Genomic DNA, 22,285 nt, shown 5'->3' on the forward strand with positions numbered 1-22,285 from the left:
ATCCCCGTCGAGCAAGAGACGATGCCGGTCGCCGACGAGCGGCCAACGACGGTGGTTCGCGCCGAGCTTGATTTGTTGACGCCGAAGCCTCCCCCCGCGGAAGAGCCTGCGGCGACAAAGGTTCCGGACGCGGAAGAGCCGCCTGCGGTGATGGTTCCCGCCGAGCAACCGACCGAGGTGACGGATAATCCGCCCGGGGACGAGCCGCCGACCACGACTCCGGCCGCTGAAGAATCGCCCAAGCCCGGCCGATCCTTCCGGAGATTCCGGCCGAAGCGGGCGCGGACCGCCGAAGACCCGCCGACGGAAATTCTCCCGATCGATCGATTGGCCGAGCTGACTGAGCCTCCCGCCGACCCGGGGTCCACGGCCACGGAGATTCCCGCCGATCAAGAGCCGACCGCGGTGCTCCCCGTCGAGCCGGAGCCCGAGACCACCCAGATTCCCGTCGACCAAGAACCGCCGACGACTATGCTCCCCGTCGAGCCCGAGCCTGAGACCACGGAGATTCCCGTCGCTCCCGAGCCGCCGCCGGCGGAAGAGCCACGAAAGGCCGGGTTTTCGTTCCTGCGACGATTCTTCGCCAAGCCGGAGCCGACCGCCGAAAAGCCGTCGAGGGGCAAGCGACCGGCGGCGAAGAAGGCCCCCGCGAAGAAGGGCCGTCCGGGCGCTAAGGGGTCGACGAAGAAGACTCCCCCCGGAAAAAAGCCGCCGCTACGAAAGGTTCCGCCGGGCAAGAAGCCGCATGGCGCCAAGGCGCGCCCGGCGAAGCCGGCGCCGGTCGCCAAGCAGCCGGCGACCAAGTGGACCCCGGTGTTGCCGTACGAGCCCTACGGCCCGGGCTCCGCTCGCGCCACCCCGGATGGCGGCGGGCCGGCGGGATGGCTGGTGAAGGGCCGTTCGGATACCCGGCTCTACTACACCCCCGACGACCCGGCCTACGACCCGACCGTCGCGCAGGTCTGGTTCAAGGACGAAGCGGCCGCCGCGCGGGCCTGTTTCACGCCGTGGTGCAAGAGCTCGAGGAAGTAAACGCCAGGACCTAGGTCGGCGCGGGGATGCGCAGCAGCAAGCGCGCCCCACCGAGCGGGCTGTCCTCCAGCGACGCCGTGCCACCGTGCAGGTGCGCCTGTTGGGCCACCAACGCCAGGCCCAGGCCCGACCCCGAATGCGAGGCCGTCGACCCGCGCGAGAACCGCTCGAACACCACCTGGCGCTCGGACTCCGGGACCCCGCTGCCGTTGTCGTCGACGGCGATCTCCACCCCGGCGCGCGAGCTGACCGCCGACAGCTGGACCCGGGTCGCGCCGCCATGCTTGACGGCGTTGGCGATCGCGTTGTCGACGGCGAGGCGCAACCCCGCGGGCAGACCCACGATGATGCAGGTCGGCGAGGGTGCCAGGGAGACGTCGAGGTCGGGGTACACCCGCATGGCGTCGTGCGCCGCACGGTCGAGCAACTCGGTGATGTCGACCGGCACCTGATCGTCCGACGTCGACAGCTCGCCCTGGGCCAACCGCTCCAGCGCGCTCAGGGTGGCCTCGATGCGCGCCTGCGTGCGGATGACGTCGTTGACCACCTCTTTGCGTTGGTCGTCGGACAGGTCCAGGGTGGTGAGCACCTCGAGGTTGGTGCGCATCGCCGTCAGCGGGGTGCGCAGCTCGTGGGAGGACACCGCCGCGAAGTCGCGGGCCGATTCGAGCGCCTCCTTGGTCCGGTTCTGCTCGTCCCAGATGCGCTGCAGCATTCCCCTCATCGCCTCGGCGATCTCGACGGCCTCGCTGGCGCCGTGCACTTCGACCCGCGGCGCCTCGTCGCCCGCGTCGATCGATCGGGTCTGCTGGGCGAGCTGTTTGAACGGGCGCACCGCGAACGCGGCCAGCAGCCACGCGAAAACCGCGGAAGCGCCGATGGCGAACCCGCAGATCAGCATCACCCGGCGGTGCAGGTTATTGGTTTCCGCGAGGGTGGCGTCGTAGGTGGCGCCGACGGCGAGCGAACTCGGTCCCGGCCCGGGGATCTCCACCGTCCGGACCCGGTAGCGCACCCCGTTGACGTAGGCGTCGCCGTAGTCGACGTCGAGTTTGGGCAGCGTGACGTCCGAATTCGACTTGACCAAGTTCCCGCGCCGGATCGTCATGATCGCGTCACGGTCGTTCGGTGAGCGCGGGATTTCGTCGAGACCGCGCGGCAGGAAGGGAATCGCGAAACCGGCGGCCTCGTCGAGGCGGCGGTCCAGCCGTTCCTTGCGGTCGTTGGTGATCCCGACCCAGACGACGGCGCCGACGATGAGCACCGGAATCGCCGCGCCGATGACCGTCGCGAGCACCACCCGGGTTCGCAGCGAGGGCGTACGGGCAAAGATCCGGGACAAAAGCTTCATGATGGTTACTACATGGCTACTGCATCCGCAGCACGAACCCGACTCCGCGGACCGTGTGCAGCAGCCGGGGACCGCCGTTGGCCTCCAGCTTGCGACGCAGATATCCGATGAACACGTCGACGACGTTGGTGTCGGCGGCGAAGTCGTAGCCCCACACCAGCTCAAGCAGTTGCGCCCGGGACAGCACCGCGGTCTTGTGCTCGGCCAGCACCGCGAGCAGGTCGAACTCGCGCTTGGTCAGGTCGACGTCGACGCCGTTGACCCGAGCCCGGCGGCCGGGGATGTCGACCTCCAGCGGACCGACCGTGATGGTTTCGGAGGAAGAGGTCGCGGTGGAGCCGCGGCGGCGCAGCAGCGCCTTCACCCGCGCGACCAGCTCCGCCAGCACGAACGGCTTGACGAGGTAATCGTCGGCGCCGGCCTCCAGCCCCGCCACCCGGTCGTCGACCGAGCTGCGCGCGGATAGCACGCAGACCGGCACGTCGTTATCCATGGCCCGCAGCGCCGTGACGACGCTGACGCCGTCCAGCACGGGCATGTTGATGTCGAGGACGATAGCGTCCGGGCGCGTCTCGGTGGCGCTGCGCAACGCCTCGGCGCCGTCGACGGCCGTCGACACCTCGAATCCCGACAGGCGCAGGCCACGTTCCAGCGAGGCGAGTACGTCGGAGTCGTCGTCGACGACCAAGACCCGGGGCGAGGTGGGACCAGTGTCCATGCCGCCCATCTTGCCTGATTGTCCGCGGTGGCGGTGGGAGGCGCGGCTCAGCCGCGAGCACCGCAATCACCGGCGACGCAGGCCGCTGAGCTGGACCGCGAGCTGCCGACGCACGGCGGGGACCTGCGCGGCCAGCCGTATTCCCGAGTTGCGGATCGGGCGCAACGGCCGCGGCAGGGTGGCCATCCGGGTCAGGCGTCCGGTCAGCTTCAGCACCTGCTCGGCCCGTCGCCCCTGGGTGCTGGCGTACGCGTCCAAGGCCGTGTCGCGGCCGCCGCCCAGCACCTCGGTGAGCGCCCCGGCCAGTGCGATGGCGTCGGTGATACCCAGGTTCATGCCCTGGCCCCCGGCGGGGCTGTGCACGTGGGCGGCGTCGCCGGCCAGCAACACCCGGCCGGCCCGGTAGGTGTCGGCGACCCGGTGGTGGATGTGGAACCGCGTCCCCCACAGCAGCTCGCGGACCACCAATTCGCCGGGTCCGAAGGTGCGGGAATCCAGCAGCGCCTGCACGAATTCGACCGACGGCGTCTTGGGTGCGTCCGCGGCCGGCGCGACGATGCGGAAGATGCCGCCGGGCAGCGGCGCCACCACGGTCAGGCCTTCCTTGGCGTAGAACAAGATCACCTCGTCGCGGGGCGCCGGGCCGGCCAGCCGGACGTCGGCGAGCGCGAAGGACTCGGCGAATTCGCCTCCGGCGAACCCGATTCCGGCCCGTTCGCGCACCGTGCTGTGCATCCCGTCGGCCCCGACGACGTAGCCGGCCCGGACGGTGTCGCCGTCGTCGAAGAGGGCCGTGACCCCGTTTGCGTCCGGGGAGAGGCGCTTCAGAGTCTTGGGCCGGATCACCTGGCCACCCAGTTCGTGCAGCCGCTCCAGCAGCAGCCGTTCGGTGTCGGCCTGGGAGAGCATCAAGCTGTACGGATACTTCGTCGGCAGCGCGCTGAAGTCGACGGGGATCAGGATGCGTCGGCCCGCGCGCATGGTGAATCGCGGCGCGATCAGGCCCGCCTTGACCATCCGCCGCGCCACGTCGAGCTCTTCGAGCACCTCGAGCGTGCGCGCGTTCACGACGGCCGCGCGGGTGGTGTTCTGGCCCTCGGCCAACGCGTCCACGACGACGGCGCGGACCCCCTTGACGGTCAGGGAAGCGCCCAATGCCAGGCCGGTGGGTCCGGCGCCTACCACCAGGACGTCGGTGTCGTTCATGGTCGGCTCCTCTCTGTTCGTTAGTCAACGCTTGTTGGCATAACTCCATGCTGGCGCGTCGGAGATAGGATGTCAACACTTGTTGGCCTACACTTGTTGACATGAGGAGATCCTCGGAGCGGACCAAGGCCGCGATCCTGGCGGCCGCCCGCGAGCGCTTCGGCGCGTCCGGTTTCCAGGCGGCCACCATTCGGGCGATCGCTGCGGACGCCGGGGTCGACCCCGCGATGGTGATGCGGTACTACGGCAGCAAGGACAAGCTGTTCGCCGCGGCGGCGGAGTTCGACCTGGCCTTTCCGGATCTCACGACGGACCGCGCGCGGGCCGGGCGATCACTCGTCCGCCACTTTCTCCAGCGCTGGAAGGACGAGGCGCTGGTGATCCTGCTGCGTTCCAGCGCAACTAACGGCGACGCGGCGCAGCGCATGCAGGAGATATTCCGGAGCCAGATCCAGCCCCTGGCCGCAGCGTTCGCGCCCGCCGAGGAATCCGGGCTGCGGGCCGGGCTAATCGCCAGCCAGATCCTCGGTATGGCCCTGTGTCGCTTTGTGTTGCAGCTGCCGCCGGTCGTCGGGATGACGGACGACGAGGTTGTCGACTGGCTCGGGCCGACGATCCAGCGCTATCTCTCCGAGGCGGCGCGAGCAGACGCAAAAGCCCCCTAAACCGCCCGCTATTGGGTGCTTTTGCGGCTGCTCGCGGGCAACCCGATGTCGCGGTAGCGGCGCAGCCGCGCGGACAGCCGCTCGGCCGACGGTATTTCGCGCAGCGCGCATACCTCGGCGGCGATGGCGCGCGAAAGCCGTTGGGAAAACTCGGTCGGTTCGTCCGCGGCGTCGGGATGCTCGGGGACGATGGCGTCGACAATTCCGGACTCCAAGAGATCGGCCGACCGAATGCCCTGGGCCCCAGCAAGTTCCGGGGCATGGACGGTGTCGCGGTACACGATCGCGCTTGCGCCCTCGGGCGGCAGCGGCGCCAGCCAGCCGTGCAGCGCGGCCAGCACCCGGTCGGCGGGCACCATCGCGAGCGCGGGACCGCCGCTGCCCTGGCCCAGGAGCACCGACACCGTCGGCGTCTCCAGCGTGACGAGCTCGGCCAGGCACTGCGCGATCTGGCCGGCCAGCCCACCCTCCTCGGCCTCGGCCGACAACGCCGGCCCGGCCGCATCGATGAGCAGCACCAGCGGCAGCCGCAGCTCGGCGGCCAGCGCCATGCCGCGCCGGGCCTCGCGCAGCGACGCGGGCCCGACGAGCCCGCCGCTGATGCGCTGCTGCCCCAGCACCACCGCGGGCTGGCCGTTGAAGCGGGCCAACGCCAGCAGGGTGGTGGCCGCTTCGCCGCGGCCGGTGCCGGACAGCAGCACGCAGTCGGTGGCGCCGTGCCGCAGCAGGTGCCCGACGCCCGGCCGGTCCGGCCGTCGCGACGCCACGACGGAGTTCCACGCCGGCACGTCGGGCGTCGGTTCCGGTGCTGCCGCGCCGGGCCGCGTGTCGGGCGGATCGGCGATCACCCGCAAGGCGCGATCCAGCATCGGGCGCAGCTCGTTGAGCGCGACCACGCCGTCGATCACCCCGTGCCGCTGCAGGTTCTCCGCGGTTTGGACGCCGGCCGGGAACGGCTCGCCGTAGAGCAGCTGGTAGACGCGGGGCCCGAGGAAGCCGATCAGGGCGCCGGGCTCGGCGATCGTGATGTGGCCCAGCGAGCCCCATGAGGCGAACACCCCGCCGGTGGTCGGGTGGCGCAGGTACACCAGGTAGGGCAGGTGTTCTCGTTTGTGCAGCGTGACTGCCGCGGCGATCTTCACCATTTGCAGGAACGCGACCGTGCCCTCCTGCATGCGGGTGCCGCCCGAGCTCGGGGAGGCCAGCAGCGGCAGCCGCTCGGCGGTGGCGCGTTCCACCGCGGCGGTGATCCGTTCGGCCGCGGCGACGCCGATCGAGCCGCCGAGGAAGTCGAACTCGCACATCACGAGAGCGACGCGGCGCCCGAATATGCGGCCCTCGCCGGTCAGCACCGCCTCGTCCCGGCCGGTGGCGTCGCGGGCGTCGGCGAGCTCGCGCGCGTAGGACTCGGACACCGGCATGGCCATCGGATCGCTGTCCCAGCTCACGTAGGAGCCCTCGTCGAGCACGGCATCCTGCAGTTGTTCGGTCGTGATACGAGTCACCAGACGAGGCTATATAGGCTGGGTGAATGATCGGCGTCACCCAGACCGAAGCCGTTATGACCATCGAGCTGCAGCGTCCCGAGCGCCGCAATGCCCTGAATTCCCAGCTCGTCGACGAGTTGCGGGAGTCCATCCAGAAGGCGGCCGACGACGGGTCGACGCGCGTGATCGTGCTGACTGGCCAGGGTACCGTGTTCTGCGCCGGCGCGGACCTGTCCGGGGACGTATTCGCCGCCGACTACCCCGACCGACTCATCGAGCTGCACAAGGTCATGGACGCGGTTCCCGTACCAGTGATCGGGGCGATCAACGGCCCCGCCATCGGCGCCGGCCTGCAGCTGGCCATGCGGTGCGATCTGCGAGTCGCCACACCGGACGCGTTCTTCCAGTTTCCGACCTCGAAATACGGCCTGGCCCTTGACAACTGGAGCATCCGCCGGCTGTCTTCGCTGGTCGGGCACGGACGGGCCCGGGCGATGCTGCTCACCGCGGAGAAGCTCACCGCCGAGGCGGCGCTGCAAACCGGCATGGTCAACCGCATCGGGACGCTGGCCGACGCCCAGGCCTGGGCCGAGGAGGTCGCGGGTCTGGCGCCGCTGGCAATACAGCACGCCAAGCGGGTGCTCAACGACGACGGCGCCTACGAAGAGCAGTGGCCGGAGCACAAGGAGCTCTTCGACAGAGCCTGGGCAAGCCAGGACGTGATCGAGGCGCAAGTCGCGCGGATCGAGAAGCGGCCACCGAAGTTCCAGGGAGCCTGACAGTCATGCCGCGGGGGGCGCTGCGACTGGCCGCCGGCACGGCCTCGCTGGCGGTCGGCAGTTGGTTGGTGCGTGCGCTGCACGGCGCGCCGGCCGCCCTCGGTGCGTCACCGGCCTCCATCCGCGCGGTGGCCGAGGGGTCGCCGCACTATTCCGACGGCGAATTCGTCAACCTCGACCCGGCGTCCATCTACAAGATGGACCGCGAAGAACTGCGCCTCATCGTTTGGGAGTTCCTGGGTAACCGCGGCGGCAGCCGTCCGCGCGCACCGATCCCGCTGGCCGCCCCGGAAATCTTCGACGGGGACGCCGCCCGGCTGGCCGTCAGCTGGTTCGGACACTCGACGGCGTTGCTGGAAATCGACGGCTACCGCGTGCTGACCGATCCGGTGTGGAGCAATCGATGCTCGCCGTCGGACACCGTCGGACCCCAGCGGCTGCATCCGCCGCCGGTGCAACTGGAGGGGCTGCCCGCCGTCGACGCGGTGGTCATCAGCCACGACCACTACGACCATCTCGACATCGACACCGTCATGACGCTGGCACACACCCAGCGGGCCCCGTTCTTCGTGCCGCTTGGTGTCGGCGCCCACCTGCGTGCGTGGGGGATTCCCGAGCACCGCATCATCGAACTCGACTGGCATCAAGGCGCCAAGCTCGACCAGCTCACGGTGATTTGCATGCCCGCGCGGCACTTTTCGGGCCGCTTCTTCGACCGCAACACCACGCTGTGGGCGTCCTGGGCCTTTCTTGGTCCCCGCCACCGCGCCTATTTCGGCGGCGACACGGGCTACACCAAGAGCTTCACGCAGATCGGGGCCGACCACGGCCCGTTCGACCTGACCCTGCTGCCGATCGGCGCCTACAACACCGCGTGGCCGGACATCCACATGAACCCCGAGGAGGCGGTCCGCGCGCACCTCGACGTCACCAATTCGGGGTCGGGGCTGCTGGTGCCCATCCACTGGGGGACCTTCCGGCTGGCGCCCCACCCGTGGGCCGAACCCGTCGAGCGTTTGCTGGCGGCGGCGGACCCCGCCCGGGTCGAGGTGGCCGTGCCGTTGCCCGGCCAGCGCATCGATCCCGCCGCACCGCGGAGGTTCAATCCGTGGTGGCGACTCTGACCCGCTAGAGCTCTTGCTGGCGGCGCTCGTACACCGTCACCCGATCGTGTTGGCCCCACCACTGCACCGGCTGATGGGAATCGACTTCGGCCCAGTCGGTTTCGAGTATCCGGTGCATGCGATCGTCGCCGGTGGCGCCGCCCTGGCCATCGCCGACGTAGATGACGCGATTTCCTTTGTAGGCCAGCAGGATTCGCGCACCGACGTCCTGACCGTGGGGCGGCCAGGAAAGGAGCAGCGTCCGCTCGGGGTGTGACGCCGCCGCTTCGGCGCAGTCCTTCGCGACGACTGGGACGTGCTGGACTTCGTCGTGCCATCCGTTGGTGGCCAGACCCGCGCCCGGGTTGAGGTCGTAGCAGACGACGCCGACGCCTACCTGCGCGAGCAGGTAGGCCCAGTAACCCGTCCCGGCGAGCGGATCGACGAGGCCGCCGTCGGCGTGCTTCGCGACGAACGTCACGGTGTCGGGGTCGGGAATGGTCCAGCAGTACTTACGGACGAGCAGCTGCCGGTTCGGCGCGCGCGCCATGCTTTCTTCGACGCTTCGGTCCAAACGGAACTCACCGACCACGGGGTTACCCCGAAAGCTGTCGGCCTCGACGCAATCCCTGACGGCGTCCCAATAGGGATTGTTGATGTCCGAATCGTCCGTGTCGAAGACCTTTCGTGCGCTGTCTTGCAGACAAATGTTGCGCCGCGTCGTGTCCGCGGCGGGTCCGGAATGTTAAATCGAATGTCGTTCCGGCGGCCATCGTCGCCAGGCTAAAGTGTGCGGCCATGACGAAACGCGCGGCGACCGCGGCGTCGCTCGCTTTGCTCGCGTTAACGGGGTGTGGGCCTGCGCGTCCGGTGTCCAGCCCGCCGCCCGCGGTGTCCGACGCGCCGCCCAACGAGGTGTCGGGCCTGACGATCCCCGCCGGTCGGATCGACGAGGCCGTGGCGAAGGTCGACGGCCTGGTCGGCGACCTGATGAAAGGCACCGGCATCCCAGGGATGGCCGTAGCCATCGTTCATGGCGGTAAGACAATATACGCCAAGGGTTTTGGGGTCAGGGATACCAGCAAGGGCGATGCGCAGGACAACAAGGTAGACGCCGACACGGTCTTCCAATTGGCGTCGGTATCCAAGTCGGTCGGTGCGACGGTAGTGGCGCACCAGGTCGCCGGCAACGCCGTCACCTGGGACATGCCCGCGGTGTCCAAGCTGCCGTGGTTCGCGCTGAGCGACCCGTACGTCACCAGCCACGTGACCATCGCCGACCTGTACTCGCACCATTCCGGACTGCCCGACCACGCCGGTGACAAGCTGGAGGCCCTGGGCTACGACCGCCGGCAGGTGCTCGAGCGCCTGAAGTACCTGCCGCTGGCGCCGTTCCGGAACAGCTACGCCTACACCAACTTCGGGGTGACCGCGGCCGCCGAGGCCGTCGCGGCCGCGGCGGGCAAGCCGTGGGAGGACCTGTCCGCCGACGTGCTGTACCGCCCGCTGGGGATGACGGCGACGAGTTCGCGGTTTGCCGACTTCATCGCCAGGCCCGACCACGCCGTCAACCACGTCAAGGTCGGCGACAAGTGGGAGCCGCGCTTCCAGCGCGATCCGGATCAGCAGTCGCCCGCGGGCGGGGTGAGCTCGTCGGTCAACGACATGGCGCACTGGCTGATCATGTTGCTGGGCAACGGGACCTACCAGGGACAGCGGATCGCCTCGCCGGAAGCCCTGCTGCCTGCCACCACCGCGCAGGTGATCGCCTCTCCCGCGACGACGCCGAAGGCCCGCTCCGGCTTCTACGGCTACGGATTCAACGTGTCGGTCACCTCGTCGGGCCGGACCGAGTACAGCCATTCCGGCGCGTTCTCGTTGGGGGCGGCGACGAATTTCGTGGCGCTGCCGTCGGAGGATTTGGGGATCATCGCGCTGACGAACGCCGCGCCCATCGGGGTGCCGGAGACGCTGACCGCCGAGTTCATGGATCTGGTTCAGTACGGCGAGGTTCGGGAAAACTGGGCCGAGGTGTACAAGCAGGTGATCGGCTGGATGAACAACCCGGAAGGATCGCTGGTCGGAAAGCAGCCCCCGCCCAACCCGGCCCCGGCGCGACCGCTGCGCGACTACGCCGGCGTCTACGCCAGCGACTGCTGGGGCCCGGCCGTCGTGACCGAGCGCGATGGCGCGCTGCAGCTGTCGCTGGGGCCGAAGAATCAAACGTTCACGTTGACACACTGGGACGGCGATACCTTCACCTTCCCCGTGATGGACGAAAACGCCCCGCCTGGAACGATTTCCAAAGCTACATTTTCTGGTTCGCCGGCAACCACCGTGAACCTGGAGTACTTCGACTCCGACAAGTTGGGGACCTTCACCCGATGATCGCGGGCCTCACCGACGCCGAGGTGGCCCGGCGGGTAGCCGAGGGCAAGAGCAACGCCGTCCCCGAACGCGCCACTCGAAGCGTCGCGGCCATCGTCCGGGCGAACGTCTTCACCCGCATCAATGCGATTCTCGGCGTCCTGCTGGTTATCGTGCTGGCGACGGGTTCGGTGATCAACGGGCTGTTCGGCCTCCTCATCATCGCCAACAGCGTCATCGGCATGGTGCAGGAAATCCGGGCCAAGCAGACTTTGGACAAGCTCGCGATCGTCGGGCAGGCGAAACCGTTGGTGCGCAGGCAATCCGGGACCACCACGCTGGTGCCGGGCGAGGTCGTGCTCGACGACATCATCGAGCTCGGCCCCGGCGACCAGGTCGTCGTCGACGGCGAGGTCGTGGAGGAGGAGAACCTCGAGGTCGATGAGTCGCTGCTGACCGGCGAGGCCGACCCGATCACCAAGGCCCCGGGGGACGCGGTGATGTCCGGCAGCTTCGTCGTCACCGGCATCGGCGCCTACCGCGCCACCAAGGTCGGCCCGGAGGCATATGCCGCCAAGCTCGCCGAGGAGGCCAGCAAGTTCAGCCTGGTGAAATCCGAACTGCGCAACGGGATCAACCGGATCCTGCAGTTCGTCACCTACTTGCTGGTGCCGGCCGGCCTGCTGACCATCTACACCCAGTTCTTCACCACGCACGCCGGCTGGCGGCAATCGGTGCTGCGGACGGTGGGCGCGCTGGTGCCAATGGTGCCCGAAGGCCTGGTCTTGCTGACGTCGGTCGCGTTCGCGGTCGGGGTCATTCGGCTCGGCCAACGCCAATGCCTGGTGCAGGAATTGCCCGCGATCGAGGGACTGGCGCGCGTCGACGTGGTGTGCGCCGACAAGACCGGCACCCTGACCGAAAGCGGCATGCGGGTTTCCGAGGTCGTGCAGGTCGCGCCGTCCGAACCGGTCGCCGACGCGCTGGCCGCGCTGGCCGCGGCCGACCCGCGCCCCAACGCAAGCATGCGGGCCATCGCCGAAACCTACGACGGGTCCCCGGGGTGGATCCCCACTGCGACAGCGCCTTTCAAATCGGCCACCAAGTGGAGCGGGGTGTCCTTCGGCGACCGCGGCGACTGGGTGATCGGCGCGCCCGACGTGCTGCTGGATCCGGCGTCGGAGGCCGCCGAACGGGCGGAGGGCATCGGGGCCCAAGGGCTGCGGGTGCTGCTGTTGGGTCGAGCCGAGGTGGCCGTGGATCACCCCGACGCGCCGGGACGGGTCACGCCGGTCGCGCTGGTGGTGCTCGAACAAAAGGTGCGCCCCGACGCCCGCGACACCCTGGAGTACTTTGCCGCCCAAGATGTTTCGGTCAAGGTGATCTCGGGCGACAACGCGGTGTCGGTCGGGGCCGTCGCGGGCAAGCTCGGGCTGCGCGGCGACACGATGGACGCGCGTCAACTACCTACGGACCCGGCCCAATTGGCCGATGCGCTGGACAGCTATACCACGTTCGGACGGGTGCGGCCCGACCAGAAGCGCGCCATCGTGCGGGCGCTGCAATCGCACGGCCACAGCGTGGCGATGACCGGCGACGGCGTCAACGACGTGCTGGCGCTCAAGGACGCCGACATCGGCGTCGCGATGGGCGCCGGAAGCCAGGCGTCGCGCGCGGTCGCGCAGATCGTGTTGCTGGACAACAGGTTTGCCACGCTGCCGTATGTCGTCGCCGAGGGCCGGCGGGTGATCGGCAACATCGAGCGGGTCGCCAACCTGTTCTTGACCAAGACGGTGTACTCGGTGCTGCTGGCGCTGTTCGTGGGCATCGAATGCCTGCTCGCCAAGCCGCTCAACGCCGACCCGTTGCTGTACCCGTTTCAGCCGATCCACGTCACCATCGCGGCGTGGTTCACCATCGGGATCCCGTCGTTCATCCTGTCGCTGGCACCCAATAATGAACGCGCGTACCCGGGGTTCGTGCGCCGGGTGGTGTCGTCGGCGCTGCCTTCCGGGCTCGTCGTCGGCGCGGCGACATTCGCCTCCTACCTGGTGGCCTACCACGGGCGTCATGCCACGTTCCGCCAGCAGGAGCAGGCGTCGACGGCCGCGCTGATCACGTTGCTGGTGACCGCGCTGTGGGTCCTCGCGGTGGCGGCGCGGCCCTACCAGTGGTGGCGGGTGGCGCTGGTCGCGTTCTCCGGCGTGGCGTACGTGGTGATCTTCAGCCTCCCGCTGGCGCAGGAGAAGTTCCTGCTTGACCCGTCGAACACGGTGGTGACCTCGACCGCGGTCGGCATCGGCGTGCTGGGCGCCGCGGCGATCGAGGCGACGTGGTGGATCCGGGCCCGGATGTTGGGGGTGCGGCCGCGGCTGTGGCGGGAGCCGGTGACGGCCGCCAAGTAAAATTCCGGGCGAATCCTCGGGGAAGGGGCGTGAAGATGGGATTCCTGGACAAGGCGAAGGACCTGTTGGCGCAGAACGCCGACAAGGTCGAGATGGCGATCGACAAGGCCGGCGAATTCGTCGACGACAAGACGCAGGGCAAGTACTCCGACACCATCCACAAGGTGCAGGAAGAGGCGAAGAAGGCCGCCGATTCCGCTGCCACCGGCGACCAGAACTAGAGCGCATGGCGAAACTCTCCGGATCGATCGACGTACCACTGCCGCCCGAGGTGGCCTGGAAACACGCCTCCGACCTGTCCCGATACAAGGAATGGCTGACCATCCACCGGGTGTGGCGCAGCACGTTGCCCGACGACATCGAAAAGGGGACGGTCGTCGAGTCGATCGTCGAGGTCAAGGGCATGTACAACCGGATCAAGTGGACGGTGGTGCGCTACAAGCCGCCGGAAGGCATGACGCTGAACGGCGACGGCGTCGGCGGCGTCAAGGTGAAGCTGATGGCCAAGGTGCGGCCCGCGGACGAGGGGTCCACCGTCGGCTTCGACGTGCACCTCGGCGGTCCGGCGCTGTTCGGGCCGATCGGCATGATCGTGGCCGCCGCGCTTCGCAGCGACATCAACCAATCGCTGCGGAACTTCGTCAGGGTGTTCACCGCCGCCGACCCGCACACGAACGGTGACGGCGGCGTCCGTCGCTGAGCGGCCCGATGAGTTTCCGGACCGGTGACAGTCCATATGTGTGCACCCCGATCACGGGGCCAGGACACATCAGGAGGAGATCATCGTGCCCATTCGTGACGGCGCGCCGCTGGGCGCTCCCTGTTGGATCGACCTGACGACGTCGGACCTGGACCGCGCCAAAGACTTCTACGGCACGGTGTTCGGGTGGACGTTCGAGTCCGCCGGACCCGAGTACGGCGGATACGTCAACGCGGCCAAGGACGGTCGCCCCGTCGCCGGCCTGATGGCCAACCGCCCCGAGTTCGGGTCGCCGGACCAATGGGCCACCTACTTCCACACCGGCGACATCAACGCGACCGTGTCCGCGATAACCGCGGCGGGCGGCACGCTGTGCATGGGACCCCACGAGGTGCCGGCCAAGGGCCACATGGGGGTGGCGACCGACCCGTCGGGCGCGTTCTTCGGGCTGTGGCAACCGCTCGAGCACCGCGGCTTCGAGGTGATCGGGGAGGCCGGCTCCCCGGTGTGGCACCAGCTGACCACGCGCGACTTCCGCGCTGCGCTCGACTTCTACCGTGAGGTGTTCGGCTGGCGCACCGAGCTGGTTTCCGACACGGACGAATTCCGCTACGCCACCGCGTCATTCGACGGTCAGCAATTGCTCGGCGTAATGGACGGCACCAGCTGCCTGCCCGAGGGCGTTCCGTCGAATTGGAGCGTTTTCCTCGGCGCCGAGGATGTCGACAAGACGCTGCAGGTGATCGCCGATAACGGGGGCGCCGTGGTGCGGGCCGCCGAGGACACCCCGTACGGGCGGTTGGCCGCGGCGACCGACCCGACCGGCGTCGTCTTCAACCTGTCGTCGCTGCAGAGCTAGCGGGCGTTAATCACACCGGCGCAGGGGCGGGTCGGCTAATCTTCCCCTTGTGACTCGCCGCCTGCGTCCCGGTTGGCTGGTCGCGCTTTTCGCCCTGCTCATCTCGGCCAGCGCCTGGATGCCGTGGCTGACGACGGCGGCGGGCGGTGGGGGTTGGGCCAGCGCCATCGGCGGGACGCACGGCAACTTGATACTGCCGAGGGGCTTCGGCGCGGGACAGCTCATCGTGTTGCTGTCCTCGACGCTGCTGGTGGCGGGGGCGATGGTGGGCCGCGGCCTGTCGGTGAAGGCCGCTTCGATTGCGGCGCTGGTCATTTCGCTGCTGATCGTCGGGCTGACGGTGTGGTACTACAAGCTCAACGTCAACCCGCCGGTATCAGCGGAATACGGTCTTTACGTCGGCGCCGTCGCCGCGGCCTTCGCGGTGGCCTGCTCGCTCATGGCGGTGATCACGGCGCTGGCTTCGAGCCGGTGACGTTCAGCCCGACGGGAACTGGTGCTTGCCCGAGCCGGCGCTCTCCTCGGGCTCGTTGACGCCGAACACGAACGGCGCGAACACGACTTCGCGCCCGTCCGGGTCGCGGTAGGTGACCGCGCCCGTCGCCTCCCAATACGGGTGCTGCTGCACGGGCGCCAGGCCCGCCGCCTGCAGCCGCGCGATCGCGGCCTGCTGCGCCTGTCGGTCGGGAAAGTACAGGCACAGCTGCTCGTGGGGGTCGACGGCGACGGGCTCGGCCGCCTCGACGATCTCCAGCGTCAGGTTCCAGCTGGGCAGGCCGAAGATGGCGCCGTTGCTGCCGTAACTGGCCTCGAACGTCTCGTAGAGCGGCAGCCCCACCAGCTCACGGTAAAACCGCACGGTCTCTTCGAAGTTCGACGAGCGCCGGGCGAAGCGGAGGCCGCCGAGCGGCGCCAACTGCGGGGGCCAGTGCGTGTGCCGGCGGCGGGATCCGTGGGACATCGTCACAGCCCCACCGCGCTGGCCGCCGAGTCCGCGGTATGCCAGCGGCGCAGCTGATCGCCGGGCGCCCATGTCGAATGCGTGCCGCTGGAAATGCGTTCCGGGAGTTGGAGTTTGCACACCGGGCCGTCACCGATGCACGCGGCGTCGAAGACCAGGCAGTACGAGGCGTCGGCATTCATGTCGGTGGTCAGCGTGACCAGGTAGCCGTCGTCCTCACCGCTCCCGCCCACCCGCGGCGCCATCGCGGTCTCGCTTCCGTAGACGCCGTCGCCGAAGGAGATGCCCTCCTGGTTCCCGGTGAGCACGTCGTGTTTGACCAGGCCGTCGAACAGGAACCAGCCCGGTTTGCCGGTGGCGGCGTAGGTGTACCGGTAGGCGCTCGTGGCGTAGTCGGGGTTGATCGTCCCGAATTCGGTGATCGATTCCGACAGCTGCTCTTCGATCACCGCGCCGGTGGCCAGGTTGAAGCGCCACCGGTGCAGCCGGGCCTGCAGCCGATCCAGAGCCAGGAACCGAAAGAGCTTCTCCCACTTGGTTCCGCCGGTATCGAGCGGTTGGGGATCGCCCTCGAAGAAGCCGTCGAGTACGATCTCGTCGCCGTCCTCGTAGGCGTTGACGAAGTGCAGCACGAAGGTCGGGTCCGCCTCGAACCATCGGATGTCGCCCGTCGAGCCCCGGCGGGGGAGCACGGCGAAGCGCGACGGGATGTCGGGGTAGAAGCGCGGCAGGTGCACGTCGTGCTCGAGCAGACGCGGATCCCAGAACAACGGGAAATCGTTGAGTATCACGTAGTTTTCGGTGAAGGCCATGTCGTGCGGGAGCCGCGGTCCCGGCAGCGGGATGTCGACGTAGTGGACCAGTTCGTCGCTCTGGTCGACCACGCCGTAACGCATGTACGGCTCCTGCTTGCTGTAGTTGAAGAACAGCAGCTCGCCGGTTTTGCTGTCGACCTTGGGATGCGCCGACACGCCCCAGTCAGTGGGGAAGCGCCCGTTCCAGGTCTCCTTGCCGATCGTGTTGGCCGAGTACGGATCGACCCGGTACAGGTCGCCGCACTGATAAAAGCTGGTCAGCGCGATTCCCCGGTGCACGATCACGTCGGTGCTCGATGCGTCCTTCATCCGGGTGCGAGCGCCCCAGCCGTCCTCCCGCTTGGTCAGTTGCACGGCCTCGGCCAAACCCGGCCACAGCGGCTCGCCGGCCTCGTTCTCTGCCAGGAAACCGTCCGTCTGGATAAAACGGTTGCGGTAAAAGGCTTTTCCGTCCCGGAAGCCGACCACGTGCAGCATGCCGTCGCCGTCGAACGGGTGGTAGGTCTTCAGCGCCGGGTGCAGCGGATTCTCGGTGTTGCGCAGGTAGATGCCGTCCAGGTCGCGGGGGATTTCCCCCTCCACGGCGGTCAGGTCGTCGGCGTCCCACTCCGTCGTCTGCGGCCGCCAGGGGCCGGTCCGGTAAGGATGGTCGTCGTCTTCGGGCAGGGTGGACAGGTACTTGCCGACGATCTCAACATCCATGGTCACGAACCCCTGGTTGTGGTCACTACGAAGCTGACGGTGGTGGCGGTGCTGCCGCCGAAGTTCAGGGTGCCGAAGGTCTTCGCGCCCTCGACCTGATAGTCGCCGGCCGCGCCGCTGACCTGTCTGGCCGCGTCGAGCAGCATCCGAACACCGGACGCGCCGACGGGGTGGCCGCCGCCGATCAGTCCGCCGCTGGGGTTGATGGGCAGCCGGCCGCCGATCTCGATCTCGCCGTTTTCGATGGCCTTCCAGGATTCGCCCGGGCCGGTGAGCCCGATGTGGTCGATGGCGAGATACTCGCTGGGTGTGAAGCAGTCGTGCACCTCGAACCCGTCGAGGTCGTCGAGCGTCACGCGGGCCCGGCGCAGGGCGTCGAGGACCGCCGCCCGCACATGGGGCACCACATAAGGATCGTCGGCGGCGCGGTCGAGTTTTTGCCGCAGACCCAGCCCGACGGTGCGGTGTCCCCACCCATCGATGCGGCCGATCGCGCGTGCGTTCGGGTGGTCGCGCAGGTATGCGTCGTTGACCAAGACCACTCCCGCGCCGCCGTCGGTCATCTGGCTGCAGTCGAACCGGCGCAACCGGCCCTCGGTGATCGGGTTGGTCGCGTCGTCGTCGGTGATCGGGTCGGGCACCGTCCAGCCGCGCGTTTGGGCGTTGGGGTTGCGCCGCGCGTTGGTGAAGTTCAGCTGCGCGATCGCCCGCAGGTGCGTGTCGTCCAGGCCGTAGCGCCGGTCGTACTCGTCGGCGATCTCGGCGAACATCGACGGCCACAGGTAGCGAGCGCCGGCGCCCTCGTGTCCGGTCCATGCGGCGGCGCCGAGATGCTGGGCGGCGGTGTCACCCGGCACCGTCTTCTCCAGCTCGATGCCCACCACCAGCGCGGTGTCGTAGGCGCCCGCCCGCAGATCTGCCATCGCCGACAACGCCGCGACGCTGCCCGACGCGCACGCGGCCTCGTGCCGCGAGGCCGGGGTGTCCCAGAGTTCGTCGCACACCGTGGCCGGCATCGCCCCGAGGTGACCTTGGCCGGCGAACATCTCGCCGAACGCATTGCCGACGTGCACGACGTCGATATCGGCGGCGTCGACTTTCGCCGCGGTGAGCGTTCCGTCGACGATTTCGGCGGTCAACGAGGCGAAGTCGCGGCCCTCCCTGGTGAGGTTGCGAGCGAAATCGCTTTGGTAGCCGCCCAGTATCCACACGCCCGTCGAGCCGTCCATATGCCGCACGCTACTCCTGGACGGTTCGGCCGAGTGGCCAAAAAGGGACGGCCCCGTCGGCTCTCGGGCTGAACCGACGGGACCTAGACAAACGCGAAGGCCGGCCGACGCGCTCGCCTCTTTTGGAACATTGCCGCCCAGCGTGATCGACAAACAATTTGGCTCAACCTGACAGCCGATCGCCAGAACCCGCGCTGAACTGGGGAAATTTGGCTTTGCGCTGTTCAGGGCGCTGCGGCGTCTCGCGCGGGCTCGGTCGGCCGCTGCTGGAGGGCTTGGGCGTCGGCGCGGTCGAGGGTCGCCAGGTCGATGCCCTTGGTCTCGCGGGCGGCCAGCGCGGACACGGCGCTCACGGCCGCGGTAGCCGCCAGGTACCAAGAAATCGGCACCGAGGAGTTGTAGGTCTCCAGCAGGCGAACGGCGATGATCGGTGCCAGCGAACCGGCGACGATCGAGGTGACCTGGTAGCCGAGCGACACCCCGGAGTAGCGCATCCGGGTCGGGAACATCTCCGCCATGGCCGCCGGCTGGACGGCGTACATGACGCCGTGGAACACCAGGCCGATGATGACGGCCGCCAGGATGATCGCGTTGCGGCGGGTGTCCATCATCGGGAAGGCGAAGAACCCCCAGGTGCACGCGCAGACCGCGCCCACGAAATAGATTGGGCGCCTGCCGAATCGGTCGCTGAGGCTTCCGGCCAGCGGGATGACCACGAAGTGCACGGCGTGCGCGATCAGCAACCACGACAGGATCGCCTTCGTGTTGGTATGCACGTGGACTTTGAGGTAGGTGATGGTGAAGGTGACGACGAGGTAATACATGGTGTTCTCACCGAAGCGCAGGCCCATGGCGGTGAAAACGCCGCGCGGGTAGCGCCTTAAGACCTCGATAGCGCCCAACTGTCTGGCCTTGGTGCGGTCGACCTCCCGTTGCGCCTCGAGGAAGATGGGCGCGTCGGTCACCTTCGTGCGGATGTAGTAGCCGATCAGCACGACGACCGCGGACAACCAGAACGCGACGCGCCAGCCCCAGCTCAAAAACGCCGCGTCGGACAGCGTCCAGGTGAGACAAAGCAGCACGATGGTGGCCAGCATGTTGCCGCCGGGCACGGCCGCCTGGGGCCAGCTCGCCCAGAAGCCGCGGCTTTCCTTCGGGCTGTGCTCGGCGACGAGCAGGACGGCGCCGCCCCATTCGCCGCCGACGGCGAAGCCCTGGAGGAAGCGCAGCACCACCAACAGGGTGGGCGCCCAGTAACCGACCTGGGCGAAGGTCGGCAGGCAGCCCATCAGCACGGTCACGGCGCCGACCATCAGCAGGCTGAACTGCAGCAGCTTCTTGCGGCCGTACCGATCGCCCAGTTGGCCGAAGACGAGGCCGCCGAGCGGGCGGGCGGCGAAGCCGACGGCGTAGGTCACAAAGGAGGCGAGGATCGCGTCGAGCTCGTTGCCGCCGCGCGGAAAGAACACCTTGCTGAACACCAGCGTGGCCGCTGTCCCGTAGAGGAAGAATTCGTACCATTCGACGACGGTGCCGGCCATCGACGCGGCGACCACGCGGCGAAGAAAGGTCCGGCTCTGGAATGGGTCCTGCTGCAACTGATTAGGGACACTCACCGGATGTCCTCCTAGGTGGACCGCCCGCGAGGGCGCCGACCGCGTGTGCTGGCGGAAGGGAGCGTACCGCGCTTTGGTTACGGATCCCGTACGGCGAGCAGACGCAGAATCGCACGCACGAGGCTCGTACAGTGCGATTCTGCGTCTGTTCGGCAGAAAACGCTGCGCCGGCGAAACCGATGAGTTGCGACACGGTCACGGATGCATACCTATCCGCTGATCGCTGGTCACATTAGCCCCGTTAATCACTATCGTCACATGAGCCAGCTGCGGACGTCAATTGCGACGGCCCGCTCCCGGGAAAGGTGTGACATTGACGGCGATTCCCCGGATCGTGTCGTTATCGATGGCGTCGGCGACCGCCCTCGGTTTCTTCGTCGTGGTCGGCCCCGTGCCGACGGCGAACGCCACTCCCTGCAGCGCGCCCGAAGCGAACGCCGACCCCCCGGCGGCGGAACGACGCCGGCCTGGGGCTGGATCGGCGCGGAGTAGCGCTGGCCGCCCGTCGTTCCCGGCTTGAGCAACGAGGAGATCAGCGGACCCAGCTTGGGCAGCGGCGCCTGGTCGTTCGCGTGAGTGGGCCGACGTCCGGTCGGCGGTTGGACGCCGGGCTTCCCACAAGTGCCGAACGCGGCCCCGGTCCAGCCGCAGCCGGCCCCACAGCCGGCGGCGCAGCCGGCGCCACCGCCCCCGGCCAATATCGCGGGGGCACCGACGTCGCTGGTCGACTGGGTGACCGGACCAAACGGCCCGAACAAGACCCTCGAGCGATTCAGCATCTCGGGGACCGACCTCGGGATCATCTGGGACAACGGCGACCCCGTCAACCGCCAGGTGCTCATGGCCTTCGGTGACACGTTCGGCTATTGCAAGGTCCGCGGTCAGCAATGGCGATACAACACCTTGTTCCGCAGTTCGGACCGCGATCTGTCGCACGGAATCCACATCGCCGACGGGGTGCCCAACGATAGGTATTCCGGCTCACCGGTGTGGGCGTCCAACCTGTCCAAGCAGGTTGTCAACACCATCCACAAGGCGCCGCACGAGACGGGCATCATCCCGACCACCGCCATGTCCCTGGGGCGAACCCAGTACATGAGCTACATGTCCATCCGGCAATGGGGCCGGGACGGGGAATGGCAGACGAACTACTCCGCCATCGCGAGATCCGTTGACAACGGCCAGAACTGGGGGATCTTCCCCAGCAGCATTCGCACCGCATCGCCGGACGCCATCCCCGGCGTTCCGTTCACGCCGGGGAATGAGAATTTCCAGATGGGCGCGTTCATGAAGGGGAACGACGGTTACATCTACCAGTTCGGCACCCCGTCGGGGCGCGGCGGCGCGGCGTTTTTGTCGCGGGTTCCCCCGAATTATCTGCCCGACTTGAGCAAGTACCAGTACTGGAACGGTGACAACGGCGGACATTGGGTCGCCGCCAATCCCGGGGCGGCGACGCCGCTGTGGCCCGGGCCGGTCGGGGAGATGTCGGCGCAGTACAACAGCTACCTCAAGCAGTACCTGGTGCTCTACACCAACGGCGGCAGCAACGACGTCGTGGCGCGGACCGCGCCGACGCCGACCGGACCGTGGAGCGGGGAGCAACCGCTAGTGTCGTCGTTCCAGATGCCGGGCGGCATCTACGCGCCGATGATCCATCCGTGGTCGTCGGGGCGGGATCTCTACTTCAACCTGTCGCTGTGGTCGGCATACGACGTGATGCTGATGCACACCGTTCTGCCATAGTGGCGATCGCAAGCGCGGCGTAGCCGGGCGTAGCGGGTCGCCACCATGATCAAGCGCACATGCGTTGTCAGCGGTCGCCGGGGCTTGCCGCAACGTCGTCGCACGCTCAGACTGGTTGACATGCGCGATCGGGAGGCGATCGACCAAGAGCTGCGGCGCATCGCTCATGGGCGCCAATCGATGCGTGGGCAGGGTGGCCGGCCGTCGATCCGAGACATCGACGCCCTGCTCGACGAGCGCCTGGGCCACCCCGTCGAGGTCGTCGAACCCGAGACGGTTGACGAGGTTCCGGTCCCGGCAGACAGCTCATCGCCGCGCAACGCGCCTCGCGGGCGCAAGCGTCGCCGTCGCCGCTTGGTTCCCCTCACCGCGGCGTTGCCGCTGTCTCTGCTTGGCGTCGCCGCCGCCGCGGTGGCGGTCATGTTCGCGGCGCACAAATCGGACCCGGCGCCGTCGGCCGCCCCGCCCTCGAGCGATTGTTCACCCGGGTCTGGCAGCCCGCGTGTCGCGAAGAAGAAGTCCCGGACGCCGGCTGCTCCTGCGC

General features: G+C 68.4%; 18 protein-coding genes and 3 pseudogenes. 12 read left to right on the forward strand and 9 right to left on the reverse strand.

Annotated elements, in window-relative coordinates:
* Nucleotides 1-765: 765 nt before the first annotated feature.
* Nucleotides 766-1,032, forward strand: a pseudogene (locus A5706_RS32650) (hypothetical protein); the annotation flags it as partial.
* A gap of 10 nt (nt 1,033-1,042) precedes the next feature.
* Here the strand turns inward: A5706_RS32650 and A5706_RS28020 are convergent.
* From A5706_RS28020 to A5706_RS28030, 3 genes are read right to left on the reverse strand one after another with little or no spacing between them, the layout of a single operon-like run.
* Nucleotides 1,043-2,383, reverse strand: coding sequence for a HAMP domain-containing sensor histidine kinase (locus tag A5706_RS28020; protein ID WP_068138553.1), 1,341 nt, complete (start codon nt 2,381-2,383; stop codon nt 1,043-1,045).
* A gap of 16 nt (nt 2,384-2,399) precedes the next feature.
* Nucleotides 2,400-3,110, reverse strand: a complete 711-nt coding sequence (gene prrA, locus A5706_RS28025; protein ID WP_142276448.1) for a two-component system response regulator PrrA — start codon at nt 3,108-3,110, stop codon at nt 2,400-2,402.
* 57 nt (nt 3,111-3,167) lie between these two features.
* Entirely contained in the window at nt 3,168-4,307 is a 1,140-nt protein-coding gene (locus A5706_RS28030; RefSeq protein WP_068138556.1) for an FAD-dependent monooxygenase, read from the reverse strand.
* 101 nt (nt 4,308-4,408) lie between these two features.
* Between A5706_RS28030 and A5706_RS28035 the strand changes: the two genes are divergently transcribed.
* The gene (locus A5706_RS28035) at nt 4,409-4,972 is read left to right on the forward strand and encodes a TetR/AcrR family transcriptional regulator (protein ID WP_068138559.1); all 564 of its coding nucleotides are present in this window, start codon (nt 4,409-4,411) and stop codon (nt 4,970-4,972) included.
* An 8-nt stretch (nt 4,973-4,980) separates the two neighbouring features.
* Here A5706_RS28035 and A5706_RS28040 read toward each other — a convergent pair whose 3' ends face one another.
* Nucleotides 4,981-6,477 carry a carboxyl transferase domain-containing protein gene (locus A5706_RS28040; protein ID WP_068138561.1) on the reverse strand — a complete coding sequence of 499 codons (1,497 nt, stop codon included), beginning with the start codon at nt 6,475-6,477 and terminating at the stop codon, nt 4,981-4,983.
* Between the two features lie 26 nt (nt 6,478-6,503).
* On the opposite strand from A5706_RS28040, the gene A5706_RS28045 reads away from it, so the two are divergent.
* A complete protein-coding gene (locus A5706_RS28045) occupies nt 6,504-7,238 on the forward strand; it encodes an enoyl-CoA hydratase (protein ID WP_068138563.1) in 735 nt (244 codons plus the stop codon).
* A gap of 5 nt (nt 7,239-7,243) precedes the next feature.
* Nucleotides 7,244-8,362 (forward strand): MBL fold metallo-hydrolase, encoded by a 1,119-nt coding sequence (locus tag A5706_RS28050; RefSeq protein ID WP_068138565.1) that lies wholly within the window; start codon nt 7,244-7,246, stop codon nt 8,360-8,362.
* A gap of 4 nt (nt 8,363-8,366) precedes the next feature.
* Here A5706_RS28050 and A5706_RS28055 read toward each other — a convergent pair whose 3' ends face one another.
* Nucleotides 8,367-8,891, reverse strand: a complete 525-nt coding sequence (locus tag A5706_RS28055) for a hypothetical protein (protein ID WP_156767383.1) — start codon at nt 8,889-8,891, stop codon at nt 8,367-8,369.
* A 248-nt stretch (nt 8,892-9,139) separates the two neighbouring features.
* Between A5706_RS28055 and A5706_RS28060 the strand changes: the two genes are divergently transcribed.
* From A5706_RS28060 to A5706_RS28085, 6 genes are all read left to right on the forward strand, one after another.
* Nucleotides 9,140-10,729 (forward strand): serine hydrolase, encoded by a 1,590-nt coding sequence (locus A5706_RS28060; protein ID WP_068138570.1) that lies wholly within the window; start codon nt 9,140-9,142, stop codon nt 10,727-10,729.
* Nucleotides 10,726-13,113 (forward strand): HAD-IC family P-type ATPase, encoded by a 2,388-nt coding sequence (locus A5706_RS28065; protein ID WP_068138575.1) that lies wholly within the window; start codon nt 10,726-10,728, stop codon nt 13,111-13,113. Before A5706_RS28060 ends, A5706_RS28065 begins: the two co-directional genes overlap by 4 nt.
* 35 nt (nt 13,114-13,148) lie before the next feature.
* A complete protein-coding gene (locus A5706_RS28070; protein WP_068138600.1) occupies nt 13,149-13,334 on the forward strand; it encodes an antitoxin in 186 nt (61 codons plus the stop codon).
* A 5-nt stretch (nt 13,335-13,339) separates the two neighbouring features.
* Complete coding sequence (locus tag A5706_RS28075; RefSeq protein ID WP_068107974.1) at nt 13,340-13,813, forward strand: SRPBCC family protein; 474 nt, start codon at nt 13,340-13,342, stop codon at nt 13,811-13,813.
* Nucleotides 13,814-13,898: 85 nt separating this feature from the next.
* Nucleotides 13,899-14,672, forward strand: coding sequence for a VOC family protein (locus A5706_RS28080; protein ID WP_068138603.1), 774 nt, complete (start codon nt 13,899-13,901; stop codon nt 14,670-14,672).
* A 49-nt stretch (nt 14,673-14,721) separates the two neighbouring features.
* A complete protein-coding gene (locus A5706_RS28085) occupies nt 14,722-15,147 on the forward strand; it encodes a hypothetical protein (protein ID WP_068138577.1) in 426 nt (141 codons plus the stop codon).
* Nucleotides 15,148-15,150: 3 nt separating this feature from the next.
* Here A5706_RS28085 and A5706_RS28090 read toward each other — a convergent pair whose 3' ends face one another.
* The 4 genes from A5706_RS28090 to A5706_RS28105 all read right to left on the reverse strand — a co-directional run bounded on the left by A5706_RS28090 (nt 15,151) and on the right by A5706_RS28105 (nt 19,920).
* A complete protein-coding gene (locus A5706_RS28090) occupies nt 15,151-15,633 on the reverse strand; it encodes a VOC family protein (protein ID WP_068138581.1) in 483 nt (160 codons plus the stop codon).
* Nucleotides 15,634-15,635: 2 nt separating this feature from the next.
* On the reverse strand, nt 15,636-17,150 hold the full coding sequence (locus tag A5706_RS28095; RefSeq protein WP_068138583.1) for a carotenoid oxygenase family protein: 1,515 nt from the start codon (nt 17,148-17,150) through the stop codon (nt 15,636-15,638).
* Nucleotides 17,151-17,152: 2 nt separating this feature from the next.
* Nucleotides 17,153-18,379 (reverse strand): acetyl-CoA acetyltransferase, encoded by a 1,227-nt coding sequence (locus A5706_RS28100; RefSeq protein ID WP_068138587.1) that lies wholly within the window; start codon nt 18,377-18,379, stop codon nt 17,153-17,155.
* A 224-nt stretch (nt 18,380-18,603) separates the two neighbouring features.
* On the reverse strand, nt 18,604-19,920 hold the full coding sequence (locus tag A5706_RS28105) for an MFS transporter (protein ID WP_156767387.1): 1,317 nt from the start codon (nt 19,918-19,920) through the stop codon (nt 18,604-18,606).
* A gap of 421 nt (nt 19,921-20,341) precedes the next feature.
* Between A5706_RS28105 and A5706_RS28110 the strand changes: the two are divergent.
* Both A5706_RS28110 and A5706_RS28115 read left to right on the forward strand, forming a co-directional pair.
* Nucleotides 20,342-21,741, forward strand: a pseudogene (locus A5706_RS28110) (DUF4185 domain-containing protein).
* Nucleotides 21,742-21,861: 120 nt separating this feature from the next.
* Nucleotides 21,862-22,285 (forward strand): annotated as a pseudogene (locus A5706_RS28115) (DUF732 domain-containing protein); the annotation flags it as partial.

It is taken from the genome of Mycobacterium sp. E796 (assembly GCF_001672815.1).
GTDB lineage: Bacteria > Actinomycetota > Actinomycetes > Mycobacteriales > Mycobacteriaceae > Mycobacterium.